This is a genomic window from Allostigmatella hybrida (assembly GCF_020103775.1).
In the GTDB taxonomy this organism is placed as follows: Bacteria; Myxococcota; Myxococcia; order Myxococcales; family Myxococcaceae; genus Hyalangium; species Hyalangium aurantiaca.
Genome location: NZ_JAHXBH010000001.1, coordinates 75,989 through 100,134, shown reverse-complemented (window position 1 = coordinate 100,134; position 24,146 = coordinate 75,989). Strand labels below are relative to the sequence as shown.

The following is a 24,146-nucleotide window of genomic DNA, read 5'->3' as shown; positions in this document are numbered from 1 at the left end:
TAGCCACGGGGGCAGACCTGCCCGGGGTTGGCTCGACTTTCCGATCCACGCGGGCTAAGTCGATGGCGCCCGTTTTTGGGTAGAAGAAGGGTGGCGGAAGCCGCCTCGCAACGAAAGAAAAAGGCTCATGGCAACTGGTACTGTGAAGTGGTTCAACGATGCGAAGGGTTTCGGATTCCTCACGCAGGACGGGGGCGGCGAGGACGTGTTCTGCCACCACTCCGCCATCAACATGGATGGATTCCGCACCCTGGCCGAGGGTCAGAAGGTCTCCTTCGAAGTGACGCGCGGCCCCAAGGGGCTCCAGGCGCAGAACGTTCGCGCGGCCTGATTCGGAATTCTTGGTGAAGTGCCGGAGCCCGGTCTCCTCACGGAGGCCGGGCTTCCGTCTTTTCAGGCCGCAAGGGCCTGAGCAGTCCCGCCCCCGCCAGCAGCGTCTGAACACGGTCCGCCAGGGCCACGTGCTCTGGGTTGGAGACCGTGAACCGCTCCGGCGTGAGGACCACGAGTGCCCCCTTGTCCTCCACGGGCTCCACCCGCACCGGCCCGGGCAGCGGGGGGACCGTGCCTCGGTGACGTGAGACATACGTCACCCAACCGGTGAACGTCCCCGGCTTGGGGGATGGCCAGACCGCATCCCGGTGGTCTGACGAGGTGGCAACCCCCCATTCCGGCTCCCACGCGAGCACCATGGCTCGCAGGGCATTCGTCATGACAGACACCGTCTGCACCCGTGAGGCCACGGAGCCTGCGGACGGGGGAGTGAGGACACACATTGAATTCACAAACGGGGTGGAGCTGCCGCAAGCCACGCTGACGGACGTCGCCTCCTCTGGAGGGTCCCCTGCCCACAGCCAGAAATTGAAGCCATCGCCCACCCGGTTCGCCTTGCGCCCGAAGAGCCCCTCGAAAGCCCCGTGCTCAGGCTGGAACCGAAGCGCGCGGGCCTCCGCGAACGAGCCAGCTGTTTCATGCCAGCGGCTCCAGGTCTGCTCGCACGGGCCAAGCTCACGGAAGAACGCCTCCGCACGGCTGGCGCACGCCTGGGGCGTCTCGCGGCGAGCGAGCCAATACGCACCGATGTAGTAGGACTCTCCCATGGCTCTGGCCCTCTCAGGGAACCGGTGAGACATAAACAACCTCGATATTGAAACCACTGTTCGTGAACAGCTTGCGAAGAGCCTCCGCGAAGCGCTTCTCCGCGACGATCCACTGGATGGGCGCTCCCTGAGCCGCCACCATTTGACGCTGCGCCTGCTGCAAGAGCCCCTCTCCTCCCTTGAAGAAGCGCTTGGGCTCAAGATTCTTCTCGAAAAAAGCCTCGTATCCAGGCCCCTTGGCTTCCAGCAGAACGCCATCCCTGTAACCGTCGAAGTCCGCCTTCTCCCCTCCTCCCCTGACCCGGTAGGCCGAACCTTCCGGAGCGCCCGTCACCTGCGCTTGGTACTTCCGGGCACTCGCGGACATGCTCTCGTTGACCTGGATCCATTCTCCAGGCCCCTGGGCGGCCGCGCCGCCTGAACCCGTGGCCGCCATGGCCACCGCCGTGGGCGCCAACGTGAGCGCAAGCTGCCCCTCCACCACCGCCACCGCCGTGACCTGCCCCACTGCGGACAGCCTCAGACCGGCCTGAGAAGCCACCAGCGCCGCCGCCTCCGTGAACCTCGGCAGCAGCGGCATCCGGGCCGCCAGCCACGAGGAAGCCCCGCCGGTGCCATGGCTCACCGCCACCGTCACCGCCAGGATGAAGATCCGCGCGCCTTGAGTGCCCAGGGTTTGGCCAAAGCGCTGCCCTGCCCGCTCCAGGTCCTCCACGGTGGCCGCCGTGTCCGTGGCCCGCTTCAGCTCCATGCTGGCCTTCACCACCTCCAGGAAGGCATCCACCCCCAGGTAGGCCATCATCACGGCGGCCACCACCGCGGCCGTCTTCGTGAACACCGGCTCGGGTGCCGCCGCCAGCACCACCCAGGACACCATCCCGGTAACCGCCGCCGCATAGAAGAGCTGAGGGGTCAGCGTCTCCTTCACCGCTTCGGCGATGCTCCTCTGGAGTGGCCGAAGGGACAGGCCCAGCGCCACCCCCAGCCTGTCCCCGCTTCCCCACCTGCCCACCTCCTCCAGGGGAGACAGGCAATCCACCGGGGGCCGAGCAGCCTCGCAAACGCCCCCATGACTCTTGCGCAGCAGGACATGCCACGGCGTGTCCGCCCCAGGGCCAGCGTGGGAGGTGCGCACCAGCCCGCGAGCGCGAGGCGCGCGGAGCGCCAGCGGCGCCTCCAAGACCCAGGCCGCCAGTGCCTCCTCGAATGCCTCCTCTGGAACCCACACGGACGTGTTCCAGGAAGACGGCGTATAGTCCTTCGGCGGCCCCTCTCCCGTTTCCAGCCGCACCCTGCGCGCACTTCCACACGCGCTGGCCCAAATCAGCAGGAATCCCCACGCGATCCACCGGACGCTCATGCGCGCTTTTCCGAAGAAAATGTCTCGCTGACAACGTTTCACCGCGCGCACCGTGTCCTGCGCCACAGTCGCCGCGGCGGCGCCCCCTGCCACCGGGTTCTCCGAGTCTTCCTGTTCACATCCGCGTCACGGACACGGCTTGGCTGTCGCTCCCGTCTGCTACGAAAGCCGTGCAGCCGCGTCACGCTGGATGTCAGACCCTTACCTGGGATTGCCCGTGTCCGAGCACACCGCTGGAGAGTATCGGTTTATCAATCTCCAAGACGGAGCCTCCCCTCGGCGTGAGTGTTGGACGCGTGACAGGCAGGACAGCACCACTCACGTCACACTGAAGTACACTCCCATGTCACCCAGGGGGACAAGGTGATGGGCTTCGCGGCACTCATCTCGGATGCAACGCCCGTGCGGCATGCGCCCGGACGGCTCCAGTGGCTCTCGGACGCCTCGCGCGCCTTGATGGAAACCCGGCTCGAGCCCCAGGCCCTGCTGCGCACCCTCGCGCGCTTCTCCGTGGGCCCCTTCGCGGAGCTGGCCGCCGTGTTCTGCCCCGCGGAGGATGCCAGCCTCGTGCTCCGCGCCGCGCAGCACGTCACCCCCCCGCTCACCGAGGCGCTCCAGGTGCGCGCCACCCCCATCCGGCTGGCGCCCTGTGAGGGCCTTCCCGGCCTGGCCGTCCAGACCGGACGGGCCCAGCTCGACACCGCCCTGCCGCCCGAGGCGGACCGCCTGCCCGCCGAGATGCTCGCGCTCCTGGAGCGGCACCCGCCGCTGAGCCTGCTCGCGGTGCCCCTGCGCGTGCCGGGCGCCCTGCTGGGCGTGCTGGCCGTGGGCCGGGAGGTTCCCCTCACGGAGGAGGACCTGGATCTCTTCCAGGAGCTGGCCGACCGGGCCGCGTTCCGTCTCCACGATGCGCGCCTGCTCGAGGCCGCGCAACACTCGCGCAAGAAAGCCGAGGGGCGCCCAGCGCGGCGGCCCCTCCCGTCCGAGGAACTTACGTTGCACACCCGTATCCTGGAGAGCCTCGCGGAAGGGGTGAGCGTCACGGATGGGCAGGGCACCGTGCGCTATGCCAATCCCGCCCTGGAACGGCTGCTGGGCTACGCGCCCGGTGAGCTCCTGGGCCAGCACGTCTCCAGCCTGTACGACGCCGCCGCGGAGGACTTCCTCCTGCGGGCCACGGCCGTGCGGGATGCCCTGAAGACCCAGGAGGAGTGGACCGGGGAGTGGATCAACCTGCGCAAGGATGGCACCTCCGTCATGACGCGGGTGCGCATCACCGCGACGGAGCTGGACGGCGCGCGCCACTGGGTGAGCGTCCACCAGGACGTGACGGCCCAGGTGCGCACCATCCGCAAGGTGGAGGCCCTGGCCACCGAGCTGCGCCAGGGCGAGGAGCGCTACCGCTCGCTCGTGGAGGCCACCTCGGAGATCGTCTGGAACACCCCGCCCTCGGGGCAGTTCACCACCAAGCAGCCCGGCTGGAGCGCCTTCACCGGCCAGCCCTTCGAGGAGTTGAAGGGCTGGGGCTGGCTCGAGGCCGTCCACCCGGAGGACCGGGCCCTGTCCCGGCGGGCCTGGGACGAGGCGGTGCACAACCGCACCACCTACCAGGTGGAACACCGCATGCGGCGCCATGACGGCGTGTACCGCTACATGCAGGGGCGCGCCGTGCCCGTGAAGAACGAGGACGGCACCCTCCGGGAGTGGATCGGCATCCACCGGGACATCACCGCCCGCATCGAGGTGGAGCAGGCGCTGCGCCAGAGCGCCGAGCGCGAGCGCCAGGCCCGGGGCGAGACGGAGCGGGCGCTGGCGCTCGTGGACTCGCTGGTGGCCGCCAGCCCCGTGAGCTTCGCGCTGCTCGACACCCAGCTGCGCTACCTCAAGGTGAACCCGGCCCTGGCGCGCATCAACGGCGTGCCCCAGGAAGAGCACGTGGGCCACTCGGTGCGCGAGGTGCTGCCCATGGTCTGGGGCGAGGTGGAGAAGCCCCTGCGCCACGTGCTGGAGACGGGCGAGCCCCTCATCAACCAGGAGAACTCCACCGAGTCCTCCACCCACCCGGGCGTCATCCGCCACTACCTCTCCAGCTACTTCCCCGTAAAGGGCTCGGATGGGGAGGTGGCCGGCGTGGGCACCACCTTCATCGAGGTGACGGACCAGGTGAAGGCCCGCCGCCAGCTGGCGCTCCTGGCCGAGGCCGGGCAGCGGGTGTTCGCCTCGCTCGACGAGAAGGAGACGCTCGAGCAGGTGGCGCGGCTGATGGTGGAGACGCTCGCCGAGGGCTGCCTGGTGGACCTGCTCGACGAGCAGGGCCGGCTGGAGCAGGCCGTGGCCATTCCCCACAAGCCGGCCACCGCGCACGAGCCGTACCGGGACTGGACGCTGAGCGCCCCCCTGGAGCGAAGGCACGAGGCCCTGGGCGCGGACCGGCCCCTGGTGTTCCGCGAGGGCCGCGCCGTGTGCATCCTCCCGCTGCGCGTGCGAGGCCGGACGCTGGGCACCATGTCGGTGGTGGCCCCGCCCAGCCGCGCCTTCCATCCGGACGAGGTGGGGCTCCTGGAGGAGCTGGCCTCGCGCGCCGCCGTGGCCATCGACCACGCCCGGCTGCACACCGCGCTCCAGAAGGCCATCCAGGTGCGGGACGAGTTCCTCTCCGTGGCCAGCCACGAGCTGAAGACGCCGCTGACGCCCCTGAGCATCAAGCTCCAGGTGCTCGCGCGCGAGGTGGCGCAGCAGCCCGACACGCCCTTCACCCGGCGGGTGCAGGGCTACATCGACACGGGCCGCAAGCAGATCAGCAAGCTGACGGAGCTCATCGGGGACCTGCTGGACGTGTCGCGCATCGGCGCGGGGCGGCTGCAGCTGGCGCGGACCGAGGTGGACCTGGGGGCGCTGGCGCGCGAGGTGGCCTCCCGCTTCGAGCCCGCGGCGGCCCTGGCGGGCTCCACGCTCTCGGTGCGGGTGGAGCACGCGTGCGTGGGCTCGTGGGACGCGGCGCGCATCGAGCAGGTGCTCACCAACCTCCTGGACAACGCGCTGAAGTATGGTTTCGGGCGCCCGGTGTCCCTGCACGTGCGCGCCGAGGCGGAGCGCGCCGTGGTGACGGTGATGGACCAGGGCATCGGCATCGAGCCCACGCACCTGTCGCGCATCTTCGAGCGGTTCGAGCGCGCCGTGTCCGAGCGCCACTACGGGGGCCTGGGGCTGGGGCTCTACATCACCCGGGAGCTCGTCCAGGCCCACGGCGGCACCATCCGCGTGGAGAGCGAGCCCAACGTGCGCACGCTCTTCACGGTGGAGCTGCCGCTGGCGCGGTAATCAGCCGAGCGCCACCCGGGCGTTGCGGAACAGGCGCATCCACGGCCCGTCCTCGCCCCACCCGTCCGGCCGCCACGAGTGCTGCACCGTGCGGTGCACGCGCTCCGGGTGCGGCATCATCAGCGTGAAGCGCCCCTCGGGCGTCGTCAGCCCGCAGATGCCGAAGGGCGAGCCGTTGGGGTTGGCCGGGTAGGCCTCCGTCACCTGGCCGTGGTTGTCCACGAAGCGCGCCGTCACCAGCCCCAGCCCGTTCACCTGCGCAGCCTCCTCGTCGCTGGCGAACTCCGCCCGCCCCTCGCCGTGCGAGGAGACGATGAGCATGCGGCTGCCGGCCATGCCCTGGAAGAACAGCGAGGGGCTCGGCGCCACCTCCACCTGGACCAGCCGCGCCTCGAACTGCTCGGAGGTGTTGCGCACGAAGCGCGGGAAGTGCCCAGCCCCGGGGATGAGCTCCTTGAGCTGCGCCATCATCTGGCAGCCGTTGCAGATGCCCAGGCCGAAGCTGTCCGGGCGCGCGAAGAAGGCCGCGAACTCGTCCCGCGCCCGGGCGTTGAAGAGGATGGACTTCGCCCACCCGCCGCCCGCGCCCAGCACGTCACCGTAGGAGAAGCCGCCACACGCGAGCACGCCCGCGAAGTCCTTCAGCGAGACGCGCCCGGCGAGCACGTCGCTCATGTGCACGTCCACCGCGGTGAAGCCCGCGCGGGTGAACGCCGCCGCCATCTCCGACTGGCTGTTCACCCCCTGCTCGCGCAGCACCACCACGCGCGGCCGGGCGCCCCGGGCGATGAACGGCGCCGCCACGTCCTCGGCAGGGTCGAAGGTGAGCTTCGGCGACAGGCCGGGGTCCGCCACGTCGCACTTCGCGGCGTACTCCTCGTCGGCGCAGCGCGGGTTGTCGCGCAGCCGCTGCAGCGCGTAGCTGACGCGGGACCAGGTCTGCCGCAGCGCCATGGTGGGCACCGCGAGCAGCGTCTGCCCGCCGTGGCGAAGGCCCACCTCCAGCTCCGCCCGGGGCCGCCCCAGCTCGTGGCAGTGGCCGCCCAGCCCGTGCTGGCCGAGCACCTCGCGCACGCGCGCCACCTCCGAGGCCCGCACCTGCACCACCGCGCCCAGCTCCTCGTTGAACAGCGCCGCCGTGGCGTCCCCGCCCAGCCCCGACAGGTCCACGTCCAGCCCGCAGTGGCCCGCGAACGCCATCTCGCACAGCGTGGCCAGCAGGCCGCCGTCGGAGCGGTCGTGGTAGGCCAGCAGGAGCCCCGCCGCGTTCAGCGCCTGCACCGCCGCGAAGAAGCCCTTGAGCGCCTCCGGGCGCTCCACATCCGGGCACTCGTGGCCCACCTGCCGGTACACGTGCGCGAGCACCGAGCCGCCCAGCCGCTGCTTCCCGGCCGCCACATCAATGAAGAGCAGCCGCGTGTCCTCGCCCGGCACCTGGAGCTGCGGCGTCAGGGACTGGCGCACGTCCAGCACCGGCGCGAACGCCGAGACGATGAGCGACACCGGCGCGGTGACGGCCTTGCGCGTGCCCTCCTCTTCCCACACGGTGCGCATGGACAGCGAGTCCTTGCCCACGGGGATGGTGAGCCCCAGCGCCGGGCACAGCTCCAGGCCCACCGCCCGCACGGCCGCGAAGAGGTTCGCGTCCTCGCCGGGGCTGCCCGCCGCCGCCATCCAGTTGGCCGACAGCTTCACGTCCGGCAGCCGGGCGATGCGCGCCGCGGCGATGTTGGTAATGGCCTCGCCCACCGCCATGCGCGCCGAGGCCGCCGCGTCGAGCAGCGCCAGCGGCGTGCGCTCGCCCATGGCCATGGCCTCGCCCGTGTGGCTGGTGAGCGTGGTGGTGGTCACCGCGCAGTCGGCCACCGGCACCTGCCAGGGCCCCACCATCTGGTCGCGGCTCGTGTGGCCCGACACCGTCCGGTCCCCAATGGTGATGAGGAAGGACTTGTCCGCCACCGTCGGGTGGCCCAGCACCCGCGCCACCATGTCCCCCAGCTCCGCGCCCTCCAGGTTCAGCGGCGCGTGGGTGAGCGGGCGCGACTTCACGTCCCGGTGCATGCGCGGCGGCTTGCCGAACAGCACGTCCATCGGCAAGTCGATGGGGGCGGCGCCCAGCAGCCTGTCCCCCAGCTTCAGTACCTGCTCGGCCGTGGCCTCGCCCAGCACCGAGAACGGGGCGCGCTCGCGCTCGCACAGCGCCACGAAGCGCGCCAGGTTCTCCGGCGCCACGGCGAGCACGTAGCGCTCCTGCGCCTCGTTGCACCAGATCTCCACCGGGGACATGCCCGGCTCGGCGTTGGGCACCTCCCGCAGCTCGAAGCGGCCCCCGAGGCCGTTGTCGTGCACCAGCTCCGGCACCGCGTTGGACAGGCCGCCCGCCCCCACGTCGTGGATGGAGCGGATGGGGTTCTGCTCGCCCAGGGCCCAGCACCGGTCAATCACCTCCTGGCACCGGCGCTCCATCTCCGCGTTGTCCCGCTGCACCGAGGCGAAGTCGAGGTCCGCCGCGCTCGTGCCCTGCGTCATGGAGGAGGCGGCCCCGCCGCCCAGGCCGATGAGCATGGAGGGCCCGCCCAGCACCACAATCTTGTCGCCCGGCTGGAGCTGGCCCTTGCGCACGTGCCCGGCGCGGATGTTGCCCAGGCCGCCGGCGATCATGATGGGCTTGTGGTAGCCGCGCACCTCCACGCCCTCGGGCGTGGGCACCTGCACCTCGAAGCTGCGGAAGTAGCCGCTCAGGTTCGGCCGGCCGAACTCGTTGTTGAAGGCTGCCCCGCCAATGGGCCCCTCCAGCATGATGTCGAGCGCGGAGGCGATGCGCCCGGGCCGCCCATAGAGCTGCTCCCAGGGCTGCTCCTGGCCGGGGATGAGAAGGTTCGACACGGTGAAGCCCGTGAGCCCCGCCTTCGGCTTCGCGCCCCGCCCGGTGGCCCCCTCGTCGCGGATTTCGCCGCCCGCGCCCGTGGCCGCGCCGGGGTACGGCGAGATGGCCGTCGGGTGGTTGTGCGTCTCCACCTTCATGAGGATGTGCGTGGGCTCGCGCACGGAGGTCCACTCGCCGGTGGTGGCATCCGGGAAGAAGCGCTCGGCCTCGAACCCCTCGATGACCGAGGCGTTGTCCTTGTAGGCCGACAGCACGCCCTCGCTGTGCACCGCATGGGTGTTCTTGATGGCCTGGAACAGCGAGCCCTCCTGGGGCACGCCGTCCACCGTCCAGCTCGCGTTGAAGATCTTGTGCCGGCAGTGCTCGCTGTTGGCCTGCGCGAACATCATCAGCTCGGTGTCCGTGGGGTTGCGCCCCAGCGCCCCGAAGCGCGCGCACAGGTAGTCGATTTCATCCTCCGCCAGGGCAAGCCCCAGCGCCTGGTTGGCCGCCACCAGCGCCGCGCGGCCGCCGCCCAGCACGTCCACGGAGGTGAGCGGCCGGGGCTCCTGCGCGGAGAACAGCAGGGAGGCCTGCTCCATGCGCCCCAGCACCACCTGCGTCATCCGGTCGTGCAAGAGGGGCTTGAGCTGCTCCAGGTCCGCGTCCTCCAGGGGCAGCCCGTCCTCGCCCGCCACGAAGAAGACCGTGCCGCGCTCCATGCGCCGCACCTGGGTGAGGCCGCAGTTGCGGGCAATGTCCGTGGCCTTGGACGACCAGGGCGACACGGTGCCCGGCCGGGGCAGGATGACCAGACGGCTGCCCAGCCAGTCCCCGCGCGGGATGCTCGGGCCGTACTCCAGGAGTTGGAGCAGGGTGCTGAACGCCTTGGCCGACAGGCTCCCATCCACGTCAACGAAGTGCATGAACTCCGCGTAGACGGAGGTGACTTCGGACACCCGCTCGCGGCACTGGGCGAGCAGCTTGTCCCGGCGGAACAGGGAAAGGGCAGGGGCGCCGCGCAGGGTGAGCAGATTCATGGGGGACATGGTGATCACCAGGACCGGGGAAAACGGCCGAGGTGTGCTTATCACCGATGCCCGAAGGCCCGTCCGGAAGAGTTCTGCCCGGCCCGCCTGCCTCCAGGGCAGGCAAAAAGGGGACGAAGCCCCCCAGCGGCAGGGGGGTGGAACGGAGGACTTTTGGGAAACACGCCTGGACGGCCGGGGGATTGAAACCCGTCCAAGCGTGACGCGACCGTAGCAAAGGCCAGGCCAGCCCTCAAACGCGGGTAAATTCAGGATTCGAGAACCAGCGTCTCACAATACTGGAGCAACCATGCTCCACCGGTTTCCCAGCCTGTTCTTGATTACGCGCTTCGTCAGCCGGGAAAGAGGCTGAGAATTCAAGGCCTTGAAGGCTCTCCCGGCCTGTCCGAAAAGAGGACACCGGGGGGTGTCCCTTTTGAGGCCACCCCTCATGGGGGCCGGGGCGGGTTCTCCACGGCGGTGCACAGGGTGCAGGAGGGCGGGGCGTGCGGCACGTCCCGGCGGTGCACGTCGAGCAGGGCGCGGGACACCTCGGCCAGCTCGCGGCGCACCTCGCGGCGGGCGCCCTTCACCCGGGCGATGCGCATGTGGTCGTACGCCGTCGTCTGGTGGCGCAGCCAGGCGATGACGGCGGCCTCGGCGCGGCGCTCCAGGGGAATGCGCTCGGTGCGCGCCACGGTGCCGCTGCCCACGGGAATGGCATGGGCCGTCACCGCCACGGCCAGGCGCTTGCCCAGCGCGGCGAAGGCGGGCGCGAAGCGCAGGAAGCGCAGCACGGCGTTGGCGAACTCCACCTCGTATTCGGCCTGCTCGCGCTCGCGGCGGGCCACGTCCGAGGCGCGGCGCTTGGCGTAGGCGGGGGTGGCGCGCTCGGCCTCCAGCCCGGCGCGGGCCGCCAGGATGTGGGCCTCGGGCGCCCACACCCCGCGCGAGAAGAGCTTGCGGCCCACCTTCTCCACCACCGTCCAGCTGGGGCCGGCGGCCTTCACGCGGCGCGTGAGGCCCGCGTCCCCGGGGGGCAGCAGGGCCCAGCCGGCGGGGGGGGTGAGGAGGGAGCCATCGGGGGCGCGCACGCGGCGCGGGTCCGGGGTGGGGGCAACCGTCAGGGAGTCAGGCATGGGACAGGGCGCGGCTGCATAGCGTACCGCGTGCCGGAGAGGGAAGCGCAGCGCCGCCCAAGCCTGCTAAAGGGCCTCCCCAGCGTGTGCGCCCGTGGAGTCCTCCCCTGCCCGGGAGGCCGGGACGCGGGCGTGGGAGACTACTGTTCCGTGGGAAGCGCCGGCATGTCCCTCCTCAGGCTCACCTTCCTTGGCACCTCGGCCGCGCAGCCCACGCTGCACCGCAACCTCTCGGGGCTCACGGTGAAGGCGGATTCGGATCTGCTGCTGTTCGACTGTGGCGAAGGCAGCCAGCGGCAGATGGTGCGCTTCGGCACCGGCTTCACCGTGGAGGCCGCCTTCTTCACGCACTTCCACGCGGACCACTACCTGGGCATCATCGGCTTTCTGCGCACGCTGGGCATGATGGGCCGCGAGCACCCCTTGCGGCTGTATGGCCCGCCCCCCGCGCGGCGGCTCTTGCACCAGGCGGTGCACTTGGGCGTGGACTCGCTGTCCTTCCCGGTGGAGATCCACGAGCTGAAAGACGGGGACTCGGTGCGCCGCGACGGCTACACCGTGCACGCGGTGGGGGTGGACCACCGCATCAACGCGCTGGGGTACGTGCTGGCGGAGGACCCCCGGGCCGGGCGCTTCCACCTGGCGAAGGCGCGCGAGCTGGGCGTGCCCGAGGGGCCGAGCTTCGGCAAGCTCCAGCGCGGCGAGGCGGTGACGCTGGCGGATGGCACCACCGTGCGGCCCGAGGACGTGGTGGGCCCCTCGCGGCCCGGGCGGCGGCTGGTCATCTCCGGGGACACGCGCCCCTGCGCATCATTGATCAGCGCCGCGAAGGACGCGGACCTGCTGGTACACGAGTCCACCTTCAGCGACGACGAGCAGGAGCGGGCGCTGGAGACGCGGCACTCCACGGCGCGCGAGGCGGCGCGGGTGGCGCGCGAGGCGGGCGTGCGGCGCCTCATCCTCACGCACCTGTCCAGCCGCCACGACACCGACCCCTCGAAGCTCCTGGGCCAGGCCCGGGAGGAGTTCTCGGGGCCGGTGGAAGTGGCCCACGACGGGCTCACCGTGGAGCTGCCGCTCCGGGACTGACGGTCAGGTGCTCGCGCACGAGCGCCGCCACCTTCTCGGGGGCCTCCAGGGGCGCGAAGTGCCCTACCCCCGGCAGGTAGTCCACCTGGATGGGCTGCTCGAACCAGGGATCCAACCCCTTCGTGAGCTCGATGCCCAGGGCCTTGTCCTCCTTGCCCCAGATGAGCCGGAAGGGGGCGCGGATGCGCGGGGTGCGCCGGGGCCGCTGCTGGAGGAGCAGGCCAATCAGCGCCTTGCGGTAATACGCCAGCGCCGCGCTCACCGCCTCCGGGCGGGAGAAGTTCTCCGCGTAGCGCGCCAGGCGCTCCTCGGACACGCGCGAGGGGTCCACCAGGGAGCGGCGGATGAGCCGGGCCACGGCGGCGCCCCCCTTCCGGGAGAGCTGGTGCTCCGGCAGCCAGGGCAGCTGGAAGTAGAACATGTACGAGGAGCGCAGGAGCTGCACCGGGTTCGTCAGGTTGCGGACCATGGCCTCCATGTGCGGCGCGTTGACGACGGCCAGCCGGTCCACGGAGCCCGGGTGCCAGGCGGCCAGGTGGAAGGCGATGGCGCCGCCCCAGTCGTGCCCCACCACGTGCGCGGGCCGGTCCGGCTGGAGGTGGCGGGCCAGTTGCTGGATGTCGCGCGCCAGCGTGTCGATGTCATACCCGGACTTCGGCCGGTCGGTGCCGCCGTAACCCCGCAGGTCCGGCGCCACCGCCCGGAAGCCCGCCGCGCCCAGGATGGGCAGCACCTCGCGCCAGCTCTCCGAGGACTCCGGGAAGCCGTGCAGCAAGAGCACGAGCGGTCCATCCGAAGGCCCGGCTTCCAGGGCCTGCATGCGAAGCGACGGCAACGGCAACGAGAGCGTGGAAAGGGCGGTCATGGGCCTTGACCCTAGTCAGGCGCCCCTGAAGGAAAAGCGTACTCCGGGACAGACGTCAGGCGTCATACACGCCACCGCTTCGGCGCTGTCCTCAGCCCAACCCAATGCCCATGATGGCGCCCCACCATGTTTCCCATCAGTGACGACAACCCGACCCTTCGTACTCCGGTGATGACGTATGGCCTGCTGGGGGCCATCGTGGCGGTCTGGGCGCTGGTCCAGGGCGCGGGATTCAACACCGTGGCCCTGGCCTCGAGCGTGTGCAACTGGGGCATGGTGCCCGGCGAGCTGAGCGGCCGGGCGCAGCTCGGCTTCGCGGTGCCGCTGGGCGAGGGGCTCGCGTGCGTGGTGGACAACGAGCCGTTCAACTGGCTCACCCCGCTCTCCTCCATGTTCCTGCACGGGGGCTGGGGCCACATCCTCGGCAACTGCCTGTTCTTCTGGGTCTTCGGCAACAACGTCGAGGACAGCATGGGGCGGGGGCGCTTCCTCGTGTTCTACCTCGTGTGCGGGCTGGTGGCCGCCGGGGCCCACGTGCTGGTGGACCCCACCTCGCCGGTGCCCACGGTGGGCGCCTCGGGGGCCATCTCGGGAGTGCTCGGCGCGTACCTGGTGCTCTACCCGCGCGTGCGGGTGAAGCTGCTCCTGCCCTTGTTCATCTTCATCACCTTCATCTCGCTGCCGGCCTGGGTGGTGCTCATCTACTGGTTCGTCCTCCAGGTCATCACCGGCCTGCCCCAGCTCATGACGCTGCGGCCGGAGGTGTCCGGCGGCGTGGCCGTGTGGGCCCACATCGGCGGCTTCGTGGCCGGCATGGTGCTCATCAAGCTGTTCGAGAACCGGAGCTACACGGACCGGCGCACCTCGTGGCGGCACCGGCTGCACCCGGACCACCCCTGAGCCGCCAGCGTCCAAGGCCGTAGCCAGCGCCCGCCAGGTACGCCACAGTGCCGCGCCCGCGCCCCGGTGCCCGGGGGCGGCCCCTGGCAGGTGTCCTGATGCGACGTGTCCGGTGTTCCCTCGTGGCGGTGCTCCTCGTGGCTTGCGCGGCCGGCTGCGCCCGGCGCGCCGCCGAACCCTCCACCTCCCCCGTGACGGTGTACACCGCCCAGACGGTGCGCACGCAGGACCCGAAGCAGCCCCGGGCCGAGGCCTTCGCCGTCCGGGACGGCAAGGTGCTGGCGGTGGGCAACCGCCAGGAGGTGCTCGCCGCCGCGGGCGCCGGTGCCCGGGTGGTGGACCTGGGCGGGGCCACGGTGGTGCCGGGCCTTACCGATGCGCACGGCCACCTGGCCTCGCTCGGGCGTGCCCTGGCCACGGTGCGGCTGGAGGAGACCCGCTCCCGCGCGGAGATCCTGGAGCGCCTGAAGGCCGCCCCTCCTTCGGCCTTCCAGGGGGACTGGCTCGTCGGCAACGGGTGGGACCAGAACGACTGGCCGGAGAAGGCCTTCCCGGACCGCACGGAGCTGGACGCGCGCTGGGCCTCCACCCCGGTGGCGCTGGACCGCGTGGATGGCCATGCGCTGTGGGTGAACGGCGAGGCGCTGCGGCGCGCGCGCATCACCCGGGACACGAAGGATCCGGAAGGCGGCCGCATCCTGCGCGGCCCGGACGGAGAGCCCACGGGGGTGCTCGTGGACAACGCCATGAACCTTGTCTACGCGGTGATGCCGCCGCCCACGGACGCGCAGCACGAGGCCCAGCTCGGGGCGGCGCTCGCCCGCTGCGCCGCGGAGGGCATGACGGGCGTCCACGACGCGGGGATGGACCTGCGCACCTTCCGGCTGCTCCAGCGCTGGGATGCCGAGGGGCGGCTGCCCCTGCGCGTCTACGCGATGGCGGACGGCCAGGGCGCGGAGCATGAGGCCTACCTCGCCCAAGGCCCCTTCCAGGGAGACCGGCTGACGATGCGCGCGGTGAAGCTCCTCGCGGACGGCGCCCTGGGCAGCCGGGGCGCGGCGCTGCATGCGCCCTACAGCGACGAGGCGGGCCACCGGGGCCTGCTCCTGCTCACCCCGGAGCAGTACGAGGCGCGGGTGCGGGCCTTCACCGCGCGCGGCTTCCAGGTGGCCACGCACGCCATCGGCGACCGGGCCAACACGCTCGTGCTCGACACCCTCTTGAAGGTGATGGGCCCCGAGGCCGTGCGGGCCGGACGGCACCGCGTGGAGCACGCCCAGGTGATGCGCCTGGAGGACATCCAGACGTTGGGGGCCCACGGCGTCATCGCCAGCGTGCAGCCCACCCATGCCACCAGCGACATGCCGTGGGCGGAGGCGCGTGTGGGGCCCGAGCGCATTCAGGGCGCCTACGCGTGGCAGCGGCTCAAGGCGGCGGGGGCCACGCTGGCGCTCGGCAGCGACTTCCCCGTGGAGCGGCCGGACATGCGCGCGGGGCTCTACGCCGCGCGCACCCGGCAGGACGCCGCCGGGCAGCCGCCGGGGGGCTGGCTTCCCGCGCAGCGCCTCAGCGGGGAGGAAGCCCTGGAAGGCTTCACCCGGGGGCCTGCCTTCGCCGCGTTCGCGGAAGGGGTCCGGGGACAACTGAAGCCGGGCATGGACGCGGACTTCGTCGCGCTGTCCGTGGACCCGGTGGACGGCGCGGCCGAGGCCCTGCTCACCGCCCAGGTGCGCCTCACGGTGGTGGCGGGCACCGAGGTGTACCGGGCGCCCTGAGCCCCAGGGCGCTCAGCGCTTCCCGCCGGAGGCCTTCGCCGCCTTCTTCAGGGGGGCGAACAGCTTGATCATCGTGTCCTTCCGGCAGAACGCGGTGTGCTGGATGCGCTCATACCCGCGCTTGAAGAGCTCCACGCGGATGGGCTTTCCCGGCAGGCAGTCGAGCGTGAGGGAGACTGGGGTTCCCCCCTGGTCGTTCCCATCCACCTCGACGGCCACGCCGCTCGGGTTGGAGTAGACGACCAGGACCGTGGCCCCGTCGAAGGCGGAGGTTTGCTCGGACACCGTGCCGTCCAGGCCCTCGGCGGGCTCCGGATCCTCGAAGGTGGGGGCAATGACCTTGACCTTCTGCGCGGCCGGCGTGGCCGCCTGGGGCGGAGGCACCACGAACGTCCCCGTCAGCTCGGGCAGGACGAACAGCACCGCCGCGCCCAGCCCACAGGCGGCGGACGCCAGCCGCAGCACGGCGGCCAGCGTTCCCTTGCCGCTTCTGGATGGCGTCAGGAGCGTACCGCCCGTGCCCCCCCGACCCACCGGCGCGTCCGGAGAGGCGCCCCCCGGCGGCGCTTGCCAGGAGGCCGAGGCGGTGCGCGACTGCACGTGCGCCATCTCCTGGTCACGCCGCAGCACGGCGGTCTCCATGTCATCGGAGCCGGGGGCGGGCCCTGGGGGCGTCTTCGGTGGCTGCGAGTTGCTCACGAGTCCTCTCCCAACGTCTCAGGCCCCACCGCCCACCACCCGGAACACCTCGCTCAGGGTGGTGGCCCCCGCGCGCGCGCGCTCCACCCCCGCCGCCAGCAGCGGCACCATGCCCTCGCCCTTGGCGATCTCATGGAGCTGGGGAGAGGGAAGCTTCTCGTTGATGCCTTCGCGGATGGCGGGGCTGACGGCCATCATCTCGTAGATGGCGGTGCGGCCCAGGTACCCGCTGCCGCCGCAGCGCTCGCAGCCCACCGGGCCGTAGAACGTGCCGCTGGCGAGGCCGGCCGCATCCAGCCGGGCCACCTCCTCGGGGCTGATGGGCGAGGGGGCGCGGCAGTGCGGGCACAGCGCGCGCACCAGCCGCTGCGAGAGCGTGGCCACCGTGGCGGAGGCCAGCAGGAAGGGCTCGACGCCCATCTCGATGAGGCGGTTGAAGACGCCCGCCGCCGAGTTGGCGTGGATGGTGGTGAGGATGAGGTGGCCGCTCAGGCCCGCCTGGATGGCGGTGCGCGCCGTCTCGGGGTCTCGAATCTCGCCCACCATGATGACGTTCGGGTCCTGGCGCAGCACCGAGCGCAGGCCTTGCGCGAAGGTGAAGCCCTGCTCGGAGTTCACCTGCGTCTGCGCGAAGAGGGGCACGTCGAACTCGACGGGGTCCTCGATGGAGGCGATGCGGGTGAGCGCGCCGCGGGACTCCTTGATGTAGCCCAGCGAGGCATACAGCGACGTCGTCTTGCCGCTGCCGGTGGCGCCCGCCACGAAGATGACGCCCTGGGGCAGGCCCAGGAGCTGCTGATACTTCGTGTGCAGCGCGGGGGGAAAGCCCAGCGCGGTGAGCTGGGGCAGCCGCACCCCGCTGCGGGCGATGCGCAGCGCCACGGCCTCGCCGTGGTTGGTGGGCAGGATGGAGATGCGGATGTCCGCGGGCCCCTCCTGCGTGGAGAACGGAAAGTGCCCGTCCTGGGGCTTGTCGAGCTTGTAGAGGGTGAGCTTGCCCAGCACCTTGATGCGGTTGATGAGGCGCGGGTGCACCTCGCGGGGAACGGTCAGCACCTCCTCCAGCACCCCGTGGACGCGGAAGGCGATGCGCGTGCCCGCCTCCAGGGGATGGATGTGGACGTCGCTGGCGCCCAGGCGGATGGCCCCATCCATCAGCGTGTCCATGAAGAGGATGATGTCCGGCTCGGGCCGGGAGGCGAGCCCCTGCAGGTACTGGCCCAGCTCCACGAGCATCTCGCGCACGGCGATGGCCACGTCCTCGTTGACCACCTCCAGGGGCGACAGCGCCGGGCGCCGGGCCAGGGGAGGCGGCGCGCGCGAGGCCAGCCTCGAGGCGGCCGAAGCCCCCACCCCCAGTACCACCGCGAGCCCCACGCTCAGCAGAAACAGCGGGGTGACGGCGACCCCCAGGTAGAGCCGCCCCTGCTGCAACGCGGCCCCCGCATCCGAGGGGAAGTGCCGGTAGAGCCCCCAGCCGATACCGGCCACGAGGACCAATCCGGCCAAGCTCCACAGCAAGCTTGTGGCCTTGCTCATCAACGCGCTCATGGGTGGGTCAACCCTACCACAGTGCCTCGGACCCGAAGGCAGGCTCCCTGTCCGCGTCACGAAGGTCTCCCGTGGATGTGACTGAAAACAACGCACCCCGCCTTGAACACGTTTCACGCACCCGGGAAGATTTCACCATCGGGTTCCCGGCATCGCCGGAGGCCCGGGCCGGAGGGCCGTACCGCATGAAGACGTTTCTAGGAGCCGTCGCCGCAGCAATGCTGTTTGCCTGTGGAAGCCCGGGCAGCACGTCTGGAACCCCGGCGGCCCCGGGCGCGGTGCAGCCCTCGGAAGGGCTGTCGCTCACGGTGGCCGAGGCGCTCACGCAAGGCGCGTTCACGGGCGCCGGCGGCGAGGCGGTGTTCTCCTCGCGGCAGGTGGAGCCGGGCGTGTACCGCGTCGAGCTGCGGCTCAACGGGACGATGTTCCGGGCCCTGCTGGACGCGGAGAGCGGAGTGTCCACGCTGGACGGCTTCGCCGAGGCGACGGGCCAGGACACGCGCATTCAGGAGGCGGACCGCCAGGTGCTGGCCGGGCTGTCGGCCGCGCTGAACGCGGAGCTGCCCTCGGGAGATGCGGCCACGCCCGAGGCCAGGTACCTGCGGCGCACCGTCAGCCTCTGGGTCCAGCACCCGGACACGGTGGCGATGCAGCGCACGGTGATGGGCGAGCAGGGGCGCGGCTACACCATGTTGTGCAGCTACGCGAAGTGCAACGGCAAGAACACCGGCAGCTGCGGCAGCTCCTTCAACTGGTACGCCTACGCCAAGCACGACTGCGCGAAGGGCGGCTTCGAGGTGGCGATCAACCAGCAGCTCGCGCAGCTCGGGGACCACGGCACCTGCGACGGGGACGAGTTCTACATGAGCAACGGCGCGTGGGTGTGCGGCGAGCCGGACCACTGGTCGCGGCCCAAGGTGATGGGCAACTGCTTTGGCCGCTGCGGCGGAGGCTGCGGCGGGGACACCCAGTACACGCTGGATGCCACCAACCACGATGGCTGCGTGCGCAACGGGCACATGCTGGCCAGCGGATACTGCGATGATCAGTTCGTCTCGGCCAGCGACGACGAGCTGTTCGCGCCCAACTGCTACTGAGCGGCATGGCATCCCTGCGGAAACAAGCACGGCTCGTCGCCGGGGCCCTCGCGGGCACCACGCTCCTCTTGGCGTCCGGATTCATTCTCTTCTCGAGGCCCACGCCCCGGCCACCTCCGCCGGACGCGGGGCCCTCCGCCGCTCCGGCGCCTCCGCCACCGGCAGCCCCGGCGGCCCGGACGGCCCGGCCCCCGCCCAAGGCCCCCGTTGCACCCTCCGTGACGGCGGAGCACGACTCCCACCCCCACGCCACGGAGGTGCCACTGGGACCCGAGGACGAGGTTCCCGAGCTGGAGTCCTCCCATCCCCTGCCGCAAGAGAATGATCCGATCGAGCCAGAGAAGCCCCAGACGGCCCGATGGCGGCTGGGCAAGACCGAGCGCATCACGGAGCTCCTCGAGCGGGATGTGCGGCGGCTGGAGCGCGAACGGGACGAAGCCGGGGCGCGGGGAGACGCGGGCGAGCGCCAGCGGCTCGACATCCTCATCCGCCGCGAGCAGGCCCGGCTGACGAGCCTCCGGGAGGAAATCTCGAAGCTGGCGGCTCAAGCAGCGAGCGAACCTCCCGAGCCATGAGGCCAGGCCCCACGGCGGCCCTGCTCATGCTGAGCCTCGCGGGCTGCCTGCCCGTCGAGGAGCCGCCCTCCCTCACCACGGGGACGCAGCCGGTGGTGAACGGCTCGGACGCGCCCGGAGACGAGGCCACGGCCGCGCTGGTGGCCCGGCGGACGCGGTGCACGGGAGAGCCCCTGACGCTGCTGTGCTCGGGGGCGCTCATCGCCCCGGACGTGGTGCTCACGGCGGCGCACTGCCTGGACATCTTCGGCCCGGAAGGGCCGTACGAAGTCTTCTTCGGCCTGGAGCTGCTGCCAGAGCCCCGGGGCCGGTTCGTCCGGGTCACCCGCGCGATACGCCACCCGGACTATGACCCGAAGAGCCACGCCTTCGACGCGGCCCTGCTGCGCCTGGCCACGCCCGTGAGCACGGCGCCCCTTCCCCTCCCCATGCCGGGCACCCTGCCCCTCACGGCGGGAACGGCGCTCCGGGCCGTGGGCTTTGGAGACACCCGGGACCCGCTGCGTCCCTCGGGCCGCCGCAGGCAGGGAACCCTCTCTGTGCAGGAAGTCAGCGCCAGCGCCTTCCGGGCCGGGCCCTCGCCCGCCATGAGCTGCGTGGGCGACAGCGGAGGCCCGGTGCTGGTGAACGCTGGCGCGCGGGAGGTGCTCGCGGGCATCACGGTGAGCGGAGACCTCGCCTGCCGCACGGAGGCGCTCCACGTCCGCACCGAGGCCCTCTGGGACACCTTCCTTCAGCCCTTCTTGGAGGAGCCTCCCGCCCCCACCCCGCCCGTGCTCCCCGCCGAGTCCCTGTGCCAGGCGCCTTGCACCCAGGATGCGGACTGCCCCTCGGGCCTCACGTGCGAGTCGCTCGACGGCGCCCCCGGCCGCTGCCTGCTGCCCGCCCTTCAGGAGGGAAACTACGGCACGGCCTGCACGGAGGACGCGGCGTGCGGCGCGGGCGGGCTGTGCGCCCGGCTCGAACCCGAGGGTGCGGACGCCTGCCGCTGCTTCACCCCGTGCGCCGCCCCAGCGCCCCAGGAGGCAACGGGCGGCTGCGAGGGCATGCCCGGCCCGGTGCTGCCCGCGCTGCTCGGCTGGCTCGCGGTGCGAGGGCGCCGGCGGCTCAGAGGTTGAAGCCCACGTTGCCGATGGAGATGCTCGGTCCGAAGATGAAGGACCACTTGCTGGAGGGCACCACCCGGTCCGTCGCCGGGTCCCCATTGGTCCTCCGGGTGATGTCCCCGCGGAACTCGCGGGCCACCCACGCCTGGGCCCCCACGGCGGCGCCCGGACCGATGGGAACGCGCAGGCCCAGGCCCGCGACCACGGCCAGCGTCGGGGGAAACTGGATGTCGCCCGACTGGGGCACGAGCCCCAGCCCCATCAGCCCCAGCTCGATGCCCACCAGGCGCTCCTGCCCCTCGCTGTTCAACACGGCCAGGCGCGAGAGCACGCCGAAGTTGATGGCGAGCTGGCCGCTTGGCGCGGTGGCCCGGAAGAGGCCCGCGGGGATGGTGGCCATCGTGTAGAGCCGCAGGAGGCCGCCCTCGACGATGGCCGTCCACTGCGCGGAGGGCAGCCCGGGGCGGTCCGTCGTGTTCAGGGCATAGCGCGACTCATCCGCCACGTGAGACACCTGGATGAGGATCCGGTCGTATTGGTCCAGGCTGCCGGAGATGGGGATGATGCGCTGCTCTCCCAGGGGACGCAGGATCATCCGCTGTTCGAGCGAGCTCTCGCCGCGCACGGAGCCGTTGGACTTATTGACGGTGATGCGCAGGACCACTTCCTGGTTGCCCTGCCCGGGCGTCAGGCGCTCGCGGTGGACGATGACGCGGCAGGAGTTGCGCATCTTGTACTCGATGCGGTGCGGCCGGCTCGGCGCCAGCACCTGGTCCTGGCCGTGCTCGTCCGCGCAGACGAACTCCACCATGCTTGAGATGTCCACGGGCACGCTGGCCTCGCGCACCACGCGCTGGATGCGCTCGTGGACGGAGACCAGGTCCGTCGTGGCCAGCTCCGCCGGCAGGGACGGCACCCGGTAGCCAAAGCGCAGCGACACGAACCCACCGGCCGTCTCGTCGCCCTGGATCAGCGTGGTGTTGCCCTCCACCGTGACGGAGTAGATGCCCTCCAGGGGCCGCAGCACGAAGCGCCCGGCCCCGCCCAGGCCCGCCACCTTCACCCCGGCGGGGCGGTTGGTGGGGATGAAGTCGATGGTCCCCGCGTCCTTCAGCTCGAGCATGGCCCGGGGCGCGGGCAGCGGCACCGTCTCCGCGGTCGTCGAGGCCACCACGGTTCCATCCACCCGGGACGTCGCCGCGGTGATGGTCACCTGGGGGTTGGAGGTGCCCCGGGTGCGCAGCACACCGTAGATGCCCTCGGCCGTCTTCACCACGCGCTCCACCCGGGCCCGCTCGCCGTTGACCGTCCAGACCAGGGCCCGGGGCTCCAGCGCGCACGAAGGGTCCAACCGGAGCACGAGCGCCGAATCATCGACGTCGCGCAGCACCGTGCCCTCCACGGCGGTCAGCGGGCAGGCCAGGACGGGCAGCGTCGCGGAGACGCTCTGTTCGAGCGCCTCGCCCCGGGCGAAGAAGACACGGGCCGCCAGGCGCAGCCGCAGCGTCACGCTCACGTCCACCCCGGGCACGTTGCGGATGGCGATGGAGCCATCGTTGACTTCGCAGCGCGCGATTCCGCAGTCCGCGGAGACCACCGCCTCGGGGTGGCTCACGGACAGCGAGCCCTCGGGCCCCTTGGACAGATCGATGCCGCTGGACTGGACGAGCGGCTGCGTCAGGACGATGCGGCCGGGGCGGATGCGGAAGGTCTCGGGATCCACCACGTTGCCGGCCGCGTCATAGGTCGTCACGTCCGGCCCCCGCTTGCCGTAGGGCGGAACCCAGTAGAGCGCCGCATCCGTGGGCAGCCCCTGCGTCACGGGCACGGCACAGTCGGAGGGCTTGTTGCCCGGGTTGGGGATGAGGCAGAGGTCCTGCCCTTCCATGGGGCCCCGGGCGGGATCGGCCCGGGAGACGCCCGACCAGGCGATGGCCACCCCCTGGAGGTTCGTGCCCCGGAGCTCCAGGCGCCCATCGTCCGGATAGAAGAGGGTGGCCGCGGCATCGATGCGGGGAAACGGCCCGGTGGCGATCACCGTGACGGTCTCCTGGCTGGTGTTGCACAGGGCCTCGTCGTCGGCGACCTTGAGCTCGAGCGTCCGCGAGTTCTCGTCGGCCTTCGCGGGAGGCCGGATGGACCGCCCATCGGAGGACAGGGTCCACCCGCCACGGACCGGACCGCAGATGATGCCCCGGGAGACGGCTTCGATGGCACGTCCGCCCTCGGGCACTTGCCGTGTGGGGGCCGCGGCGGCAAGGCCGGCCACCATCAACGCTGCGAAGGAGAGCGCTCGTGCGGATAGCATCCCCCCCTTCTAAAAAGGGATGAACGCACCGGGTCAAGCACCGTGTGCGGGCGCTGTAACAACTTATTTCCCCTTGCATGAGACTCGCGGAGGAGACCTCACGGGCAAGCAGGCCCTTCGGCGTCCGCCGTGGGTCCCACCAGCCCTCGGGAATCCACCGGTGTCCGGATTCCGACACGTTGTCGTCAAGGGGGGCGGTCCTCACCGTTCTCATGAGCCACGTGAACGATCGAGGGCATCATGAAAGAGATTCTTGGATCCATCGCCGCCGCGGCCTTGCTCGGCATCGGCTGCGCGCACGGGCAGAAGGGGCAAGCCCGGGCCGAGGTGCCTGATCCCCAGGACACGAGCCCCATCGCGCAGCAGGCGCAAGCAGGAAGCATGACGTCCTCGCAGGGCTCGCCTGCTCTGTCCTGCACCGTGGTTCGCCCGGGCGCCTCCACCACCCAGCGCTCGCAGTCCCTCCAGGAAGACTCCGGCACCGGTGGCTCGGCCGCTTCGGAATGCGTCCCGTCCGAGACGGACCAGGACCCCTCCCTCGGCCAGAGCAACATGGACACCGGCACGGACACGGGCGTGGGCGGTGCGGGCAACGCGGAGGTGGATGACAACCCCGCGCCGATGCAGCCGGGCCAGCCGAACATCGGAAGCTCCATCCAGCAGGACAGCGCCATCATTCCGCCCGCGACGCGCAGCGAACGGGACGTGGCCCCCCCGGACATCCTGTCCGAAGACATGCCGTCCGATGAGCTGGGCACCGGCGGCGCGGGCAATACGGGCGTGGGCATCAACGCCGCGCCAGCGCCCTCCGGGCTGGACGCCGTCGGCAACACCCTCCCTGAGGAGAGCGCTCCCGCGGATACCCAGATGGCTCCCGCGAGTGATTCGGCCGAGGGCCTGGGCACCGGCGGCGCGGGCAATACGGACGCGGACGTCAACGTCACGCCAGCGCCGGCCGGGCAGGACACCCGCAGCGGCGCGGCTCCGCAGGACCGCGCTCCCGCGGACACCCAGGCGGCGCCCACGAATGAGCCGGTCCCGGACCAGGGCACCGGCGGCGCGGGCACCACGGACCTGAACACCGGCAGCGTGGGCAACACGGACGAGGATGTCACCCTCCCGCCGGTCCCAGACCAGGGCACTGGCGGCGCGGGCAACACGGACCTGAACACCGGCAGCGTGGGCAACACGGACGAGGACGTCACCCTCCCGTCGGCACCGGCCGGGCAGAACGCCATCGGCGGCGCCGCTTCGCCCCCTCCTGCTCCCGCGGACACCCAGGCGGCTCCCGCGAGTGAGCCAGCCCCCGTGGACAGCCAGTTCCAGGACACCGGAATGGGCGGCGCGGGGGGCGGTGGGGGGTGAGC

At 71.5% G+C, this 24,146-nt stretch carries 17 protein-coding genes; 9 read left to right on the top strand and 8 right to left on the bottom strand.

Going from position 1 to position 24,146, the window contains the following annotated elements:
• Positions 1-127: 127 nt before the first annotated feature.
• Entirely contained in the window at positions 128-331 is a 204-nt protein-coding gene (locus KY661_RS00380) for a cold-shock protein (protein ID WP_075009422.1), read from the top strand.
• A gap of 37 nt (positions 332-368) precedes the next feature.
• Here the strand turns inward: KY661_RS00380 and KY661_RS00375 are convergent, their stop codons facing one another.
• Together KY661_RS00375 and KY661_RS00370 are read right to left on the bottom strand one after the other, a co-directional pair.
• A complete protein-coding gene (locus tag KY661_RS00375) occupies positions 369-1,100 on the bottom strand; it encodes an immunity 52 family protein (protein ID WP_225408279.1) in 732 nt (243 codons plus the stop codon).
• 13 nt (positions 1,101-1,113) lie between these two features.
• Positions 1,114-2,460, bottom strand: coding sequence for a restriction endonuclease fold toxin 5 domain-containing protein (locus KY661_RS00370; protein ID WP_263436595.1), 1,347 nt, complete (start codon positions 2,458-2,460; stop codon positions 1,114-1,116).
• 366 nt (positions 2,461-2,826) lie between these two features.
• Between KY661_RS00370 and KY661_RS00365 the strand changes: the two genes are divergently transcribed.
• Positions 2,827-5,781: a sensor histidine kinase gene (locus tag KY661_RS00365; protein ID WP_225408277.1), complete on the top strand. Its 2,955-nt coding sequence runs from the start codon at positions 2,827-2,829 to the stop codon at positions 5,779-5,781.
• On the opposite strand, the gene purL is transcribed toward KY661_RS00365, so the two are convergent.
• Positions 5,782-9,696, bottom strand: a complete 3,915-nt coding sequence (gene purL, locus KY661_RS00360) for a phosphoribosylformylglycinamidine synthase (protein WP_225408276.1) — start codon at positions 9,694-9,696, stop codon at positions 5,782-5,784.
• 428 nt (positions 9,697-10,124) lie between these two features.
• Positions 10,125-10,814 (bottom strand): DUF2293 domain-containing protein, encoded by a 690-nt coding sequence (locus KY661_RS00355; protein WP_075009420.1) that lies wholly within the window; start codon positions 10,812-10,814, stop codon positions 10,125-10,127.
• Between the two features lie 165 nt (positions 10,815-10,979).
• Between KY661_RS00355 and rnz the strand changes: the two genes are divergently transcribed.
• Positions 10,980-11,903 (top strand): ribonuclease Z, encoded by a 924-nt coding sequence (rnz, locus tag KY661_RS00350; protein WP_075009419.1) that lies wholly within the window; start codon positions 10,980-10,982, stop codon positions 11,901-11,903.
• Here the strand turns inward: rnz and KY661_RS00345 are convergent.
• On the bottom strand, positions 11,875-12,768 hold the full coding sequence (locus KY661_RS00345) for an alpha/beta fold hydrolase (RefSeq protein WP_225408275.1): 894 nt from the start codon (positions 12,766-12,768) through the stop codon (positions 11,875-11,877). The two genes, rnz and KY661_RS00345, sit on opposite strands and share 29 nt — an antisense overlap.
• 126 nt (positions 12,769-12,894) lie before the next feature.
• Here KY661_RS00345 and KY661_RS00340 point away from each other — a divergent pair, with 126 nt between their 5' ends.
• On the top strand, positions 12,895-13,668 hold the full coding sequence (locus tag KY661_RS00340; RefSeq protein ID WP_225408274.1) for a rhomboid family intramembrane serine protease: 774 nt from the start codon (positions 12,895-12,897) through the stop codon (positions 13,666-13,668).
• Between the two features lie 98 nt (positions 13,669-13,766).
• Complete coding sequence (locus KY661_RS00335) at positions 13,767-15,443, top strand: amidohydrolase (protein WP_225408273.1); 1,677 nt, start codon at positions 13,767-13,769, stop codon at positions 15,441-15,443.
• A gap of 12 nt (positions 15,444-15,455) precedes the next feature.
• On the opposite strand, the gene KY661_RS00330 is transcribed toward KY661_RS00335, so the two are convergent.
• Together KY661_RS00330 and KY661_RS00325 are read right to left on the bottom strand one after the other, a co-directional pair.
• Entirely contained in the window at positions 15,456-16,142 is a 687-nt protein-coding gene (locus KY661_RS00330; RefSeq protein WP_225408272.1) for a PEGA domain-containing protein, read from the bottom strand.
• Between the two features lie 18 nt (positions 16,143-16,160).
• Positions 16,161-17,681 carry a GspE/PulE family protein gene (locus KY661_RS00325; protein WP_225408271.1) on the bottom strand — a complete coding sequence of 507 codons (1,521 nt, stop codon included), beginning with the start codon at positions 17,679-17,681 and terminating at the stop codon, positions 16,161-16,163.
• Between the two features lie 197 nt (positions 17,682-17,878).
• Here KY661_RS00325 and KY661_RS00320 point away from each other — a divergent pair, with 197 nt between their 5' ends.
• The 3 genes from KY661_RS00320 to KY661_RS00310 are packed head-to-tail and all read left to right on the top strand — an operon-like array spanning position 17,879 to position 20,483.
• Positions 17,879-18,790: a hypothetical protein gene (locus KY661_RS00320; protein WP_225408270.1), complete on the top strand. Its 912-nt coding sequence runs from the start codon at positions 17,879-17,881 to the stop codon at positions 18,788-18,790.
• 5 nt (positions 18,791-18,795) lie between these two features.
• A complete protein-coding gene (locus KY661_RS00315; protein ID WP_225408269.1) occupies positions 18,796-19,365 on the top strand; it encodes a hypothetical protein in 570 nt (189 codons plus the stop codon).
• A complete protein-coding gene (locus tag KY661_RS00310; protein ID WP_225408268.1) occupies positions 19,362-20,483 on the top strand; it encodes a S1 family peptidase in 1,122 nt (373 codons plus the stop codon). The genes KY661_RS00315 and KY661_RS00310 overlap by 4 nt, the downstream gene beginning before the upstream one ends.
• Here the strand turns inward: KY661_RS00310 and KY661_RS00305 are convergent.
• A complete protein-coding gene (locus tag KY661_RS00305) occupies positions 20,473-22,779 on the bottom strand; it encodes a hypothetical protein (protein ID WP_225408267.1) in 2,307 nt (768 codons plus the stop codon). The genes KY661_RS00310 and KY661_RS00305 overlap by 11 nt on opposite strands.
• Before the next feature lie 240 nt (positions 22,780-23,019).
• On the opposite strand from KY661_RS00305, the gene KY661_RS00300 reads away from it, so the two are divergent.
• The gene (locus tag KY661_RS00300; protein ID WP_225408266.1) at positions 23,020-24,144 is read left to right on the top strand and encodes a hypothetical protein; all 1,125 of its coding nucleotides are present in this window, start codon (positions 23,020-23,022) and stop codon (positions 24,142-24,144) included.
• Positions 24,145-24,146: the final 2 nt, after the last annotated feature.

Coding starts and splice junctions, on each gene's coding strand:
- KY661_RS00380 (WP_075009422.1), top strand. CDS start 128: ATGGCAACTGGTACTGTGAAGTGGTTCAACGATGCGAAGGGTTTCGGA.
- KY661_RS00375 (WP_225408279.1), bottom strand. CDS start 1,100: ATGGGAGAGTCCTACTACATCGGTGCGTATTGGCTCGCTCGCCGCGAG.
- KY661_RS00370 (WP_263436595.1), bottom strand. CDS start 2,460: ATGAGCGTCCGGTGGATCGCGTGGGGATTCCTGCTGATTTGGGCCAGC.
- KY661_RS00365 (WP_225408277.1), top strand. CDS start 2,827: ATGGGCTTCGCGGCACTCATCTCGGATGCAACGCCCGTGCGGCATGCG.
- purL (WP_225408276.1), bottom strand. CDS start 9,696: ATGTCCCCCATGAATCTGCTCACCCTGCGCGGCGCCCCTGCCCTTTCC.
- KY661_RS00355 (WP_075009420.1), bottom strand. CDS start 10,814: ATGCCTGACTCCCTGACGGTTGCCCCCACCCCGGACCCGCGCCGCGTG.
- rnz (WP_075009419.1), top strand. CDS start 10,980: ATGTCCCTCCTCAGGCTCACCTTCCTTGGCACCTCGGCCGCGCAGCCC.
- KY661_RS00345 (WP_225408275.1), bottom strand. CDS start 12,768: ATGACCGCCCTTTCCACGCTCTCGTTGCCGTTGCCGTCGCTTCGCATG.
- KY661_RS00340 (WP_225408274.1), top strand. CDS start 12,895: ATGTTTCCCATCAGTGACGACAACCCGACCCTTCGTACTCCGGTGATG.
- KY661_RS00335 (WP_225408273.1), top strand. CDS start 13,767: ATGCGACGTGTCCGGTGTTCCCTCGTGGCGGTGCTCCTCGTGGCTTGC.
- KY661_RS00325 (WP_225408271.1), bottom strand. CDS start 17,681: ATGAGCAAGGCCACAAGCTTGCTGTGGAGCTTGGCCGGATTGGTCCTC.
- KY661_RS00320 (WP_225408270.1), top strand. CDS start 17,879: ATGAAGACGTTTCTAGGAGCCGTCGCCGCAGCAATGCTGTTTGCCTGT.
- KY661_RS00315 (WP_225408269.1), top strand. CDS start 18,796: ATGGCATCCCTGCGGAAACAAGCACGGCTCGTCGCCGGGGCCCTCGCG.
- KY661_RS00310 (WP_225408268.1), top strand. CDS start 19,362: ATGAGGCCAGGCCCCACGGCGGCCCTGCTCATGCTGAGCCTCGCGGGC.
- KY661_RS00305 (WP_225408267.1), bottom strand. CDS start 22,779: ATGCTATCCGCACGAGCGCTCTCCTTCGCAGCGTTGATGGTGGCCGGC.
- KY661_RS00300 (WP_225408266.1), top strand. CDS start 23,020: ATGAAAGAGATTCTTGGATCCATCGCCGCCGCGGCCTTGCTCGGCATC.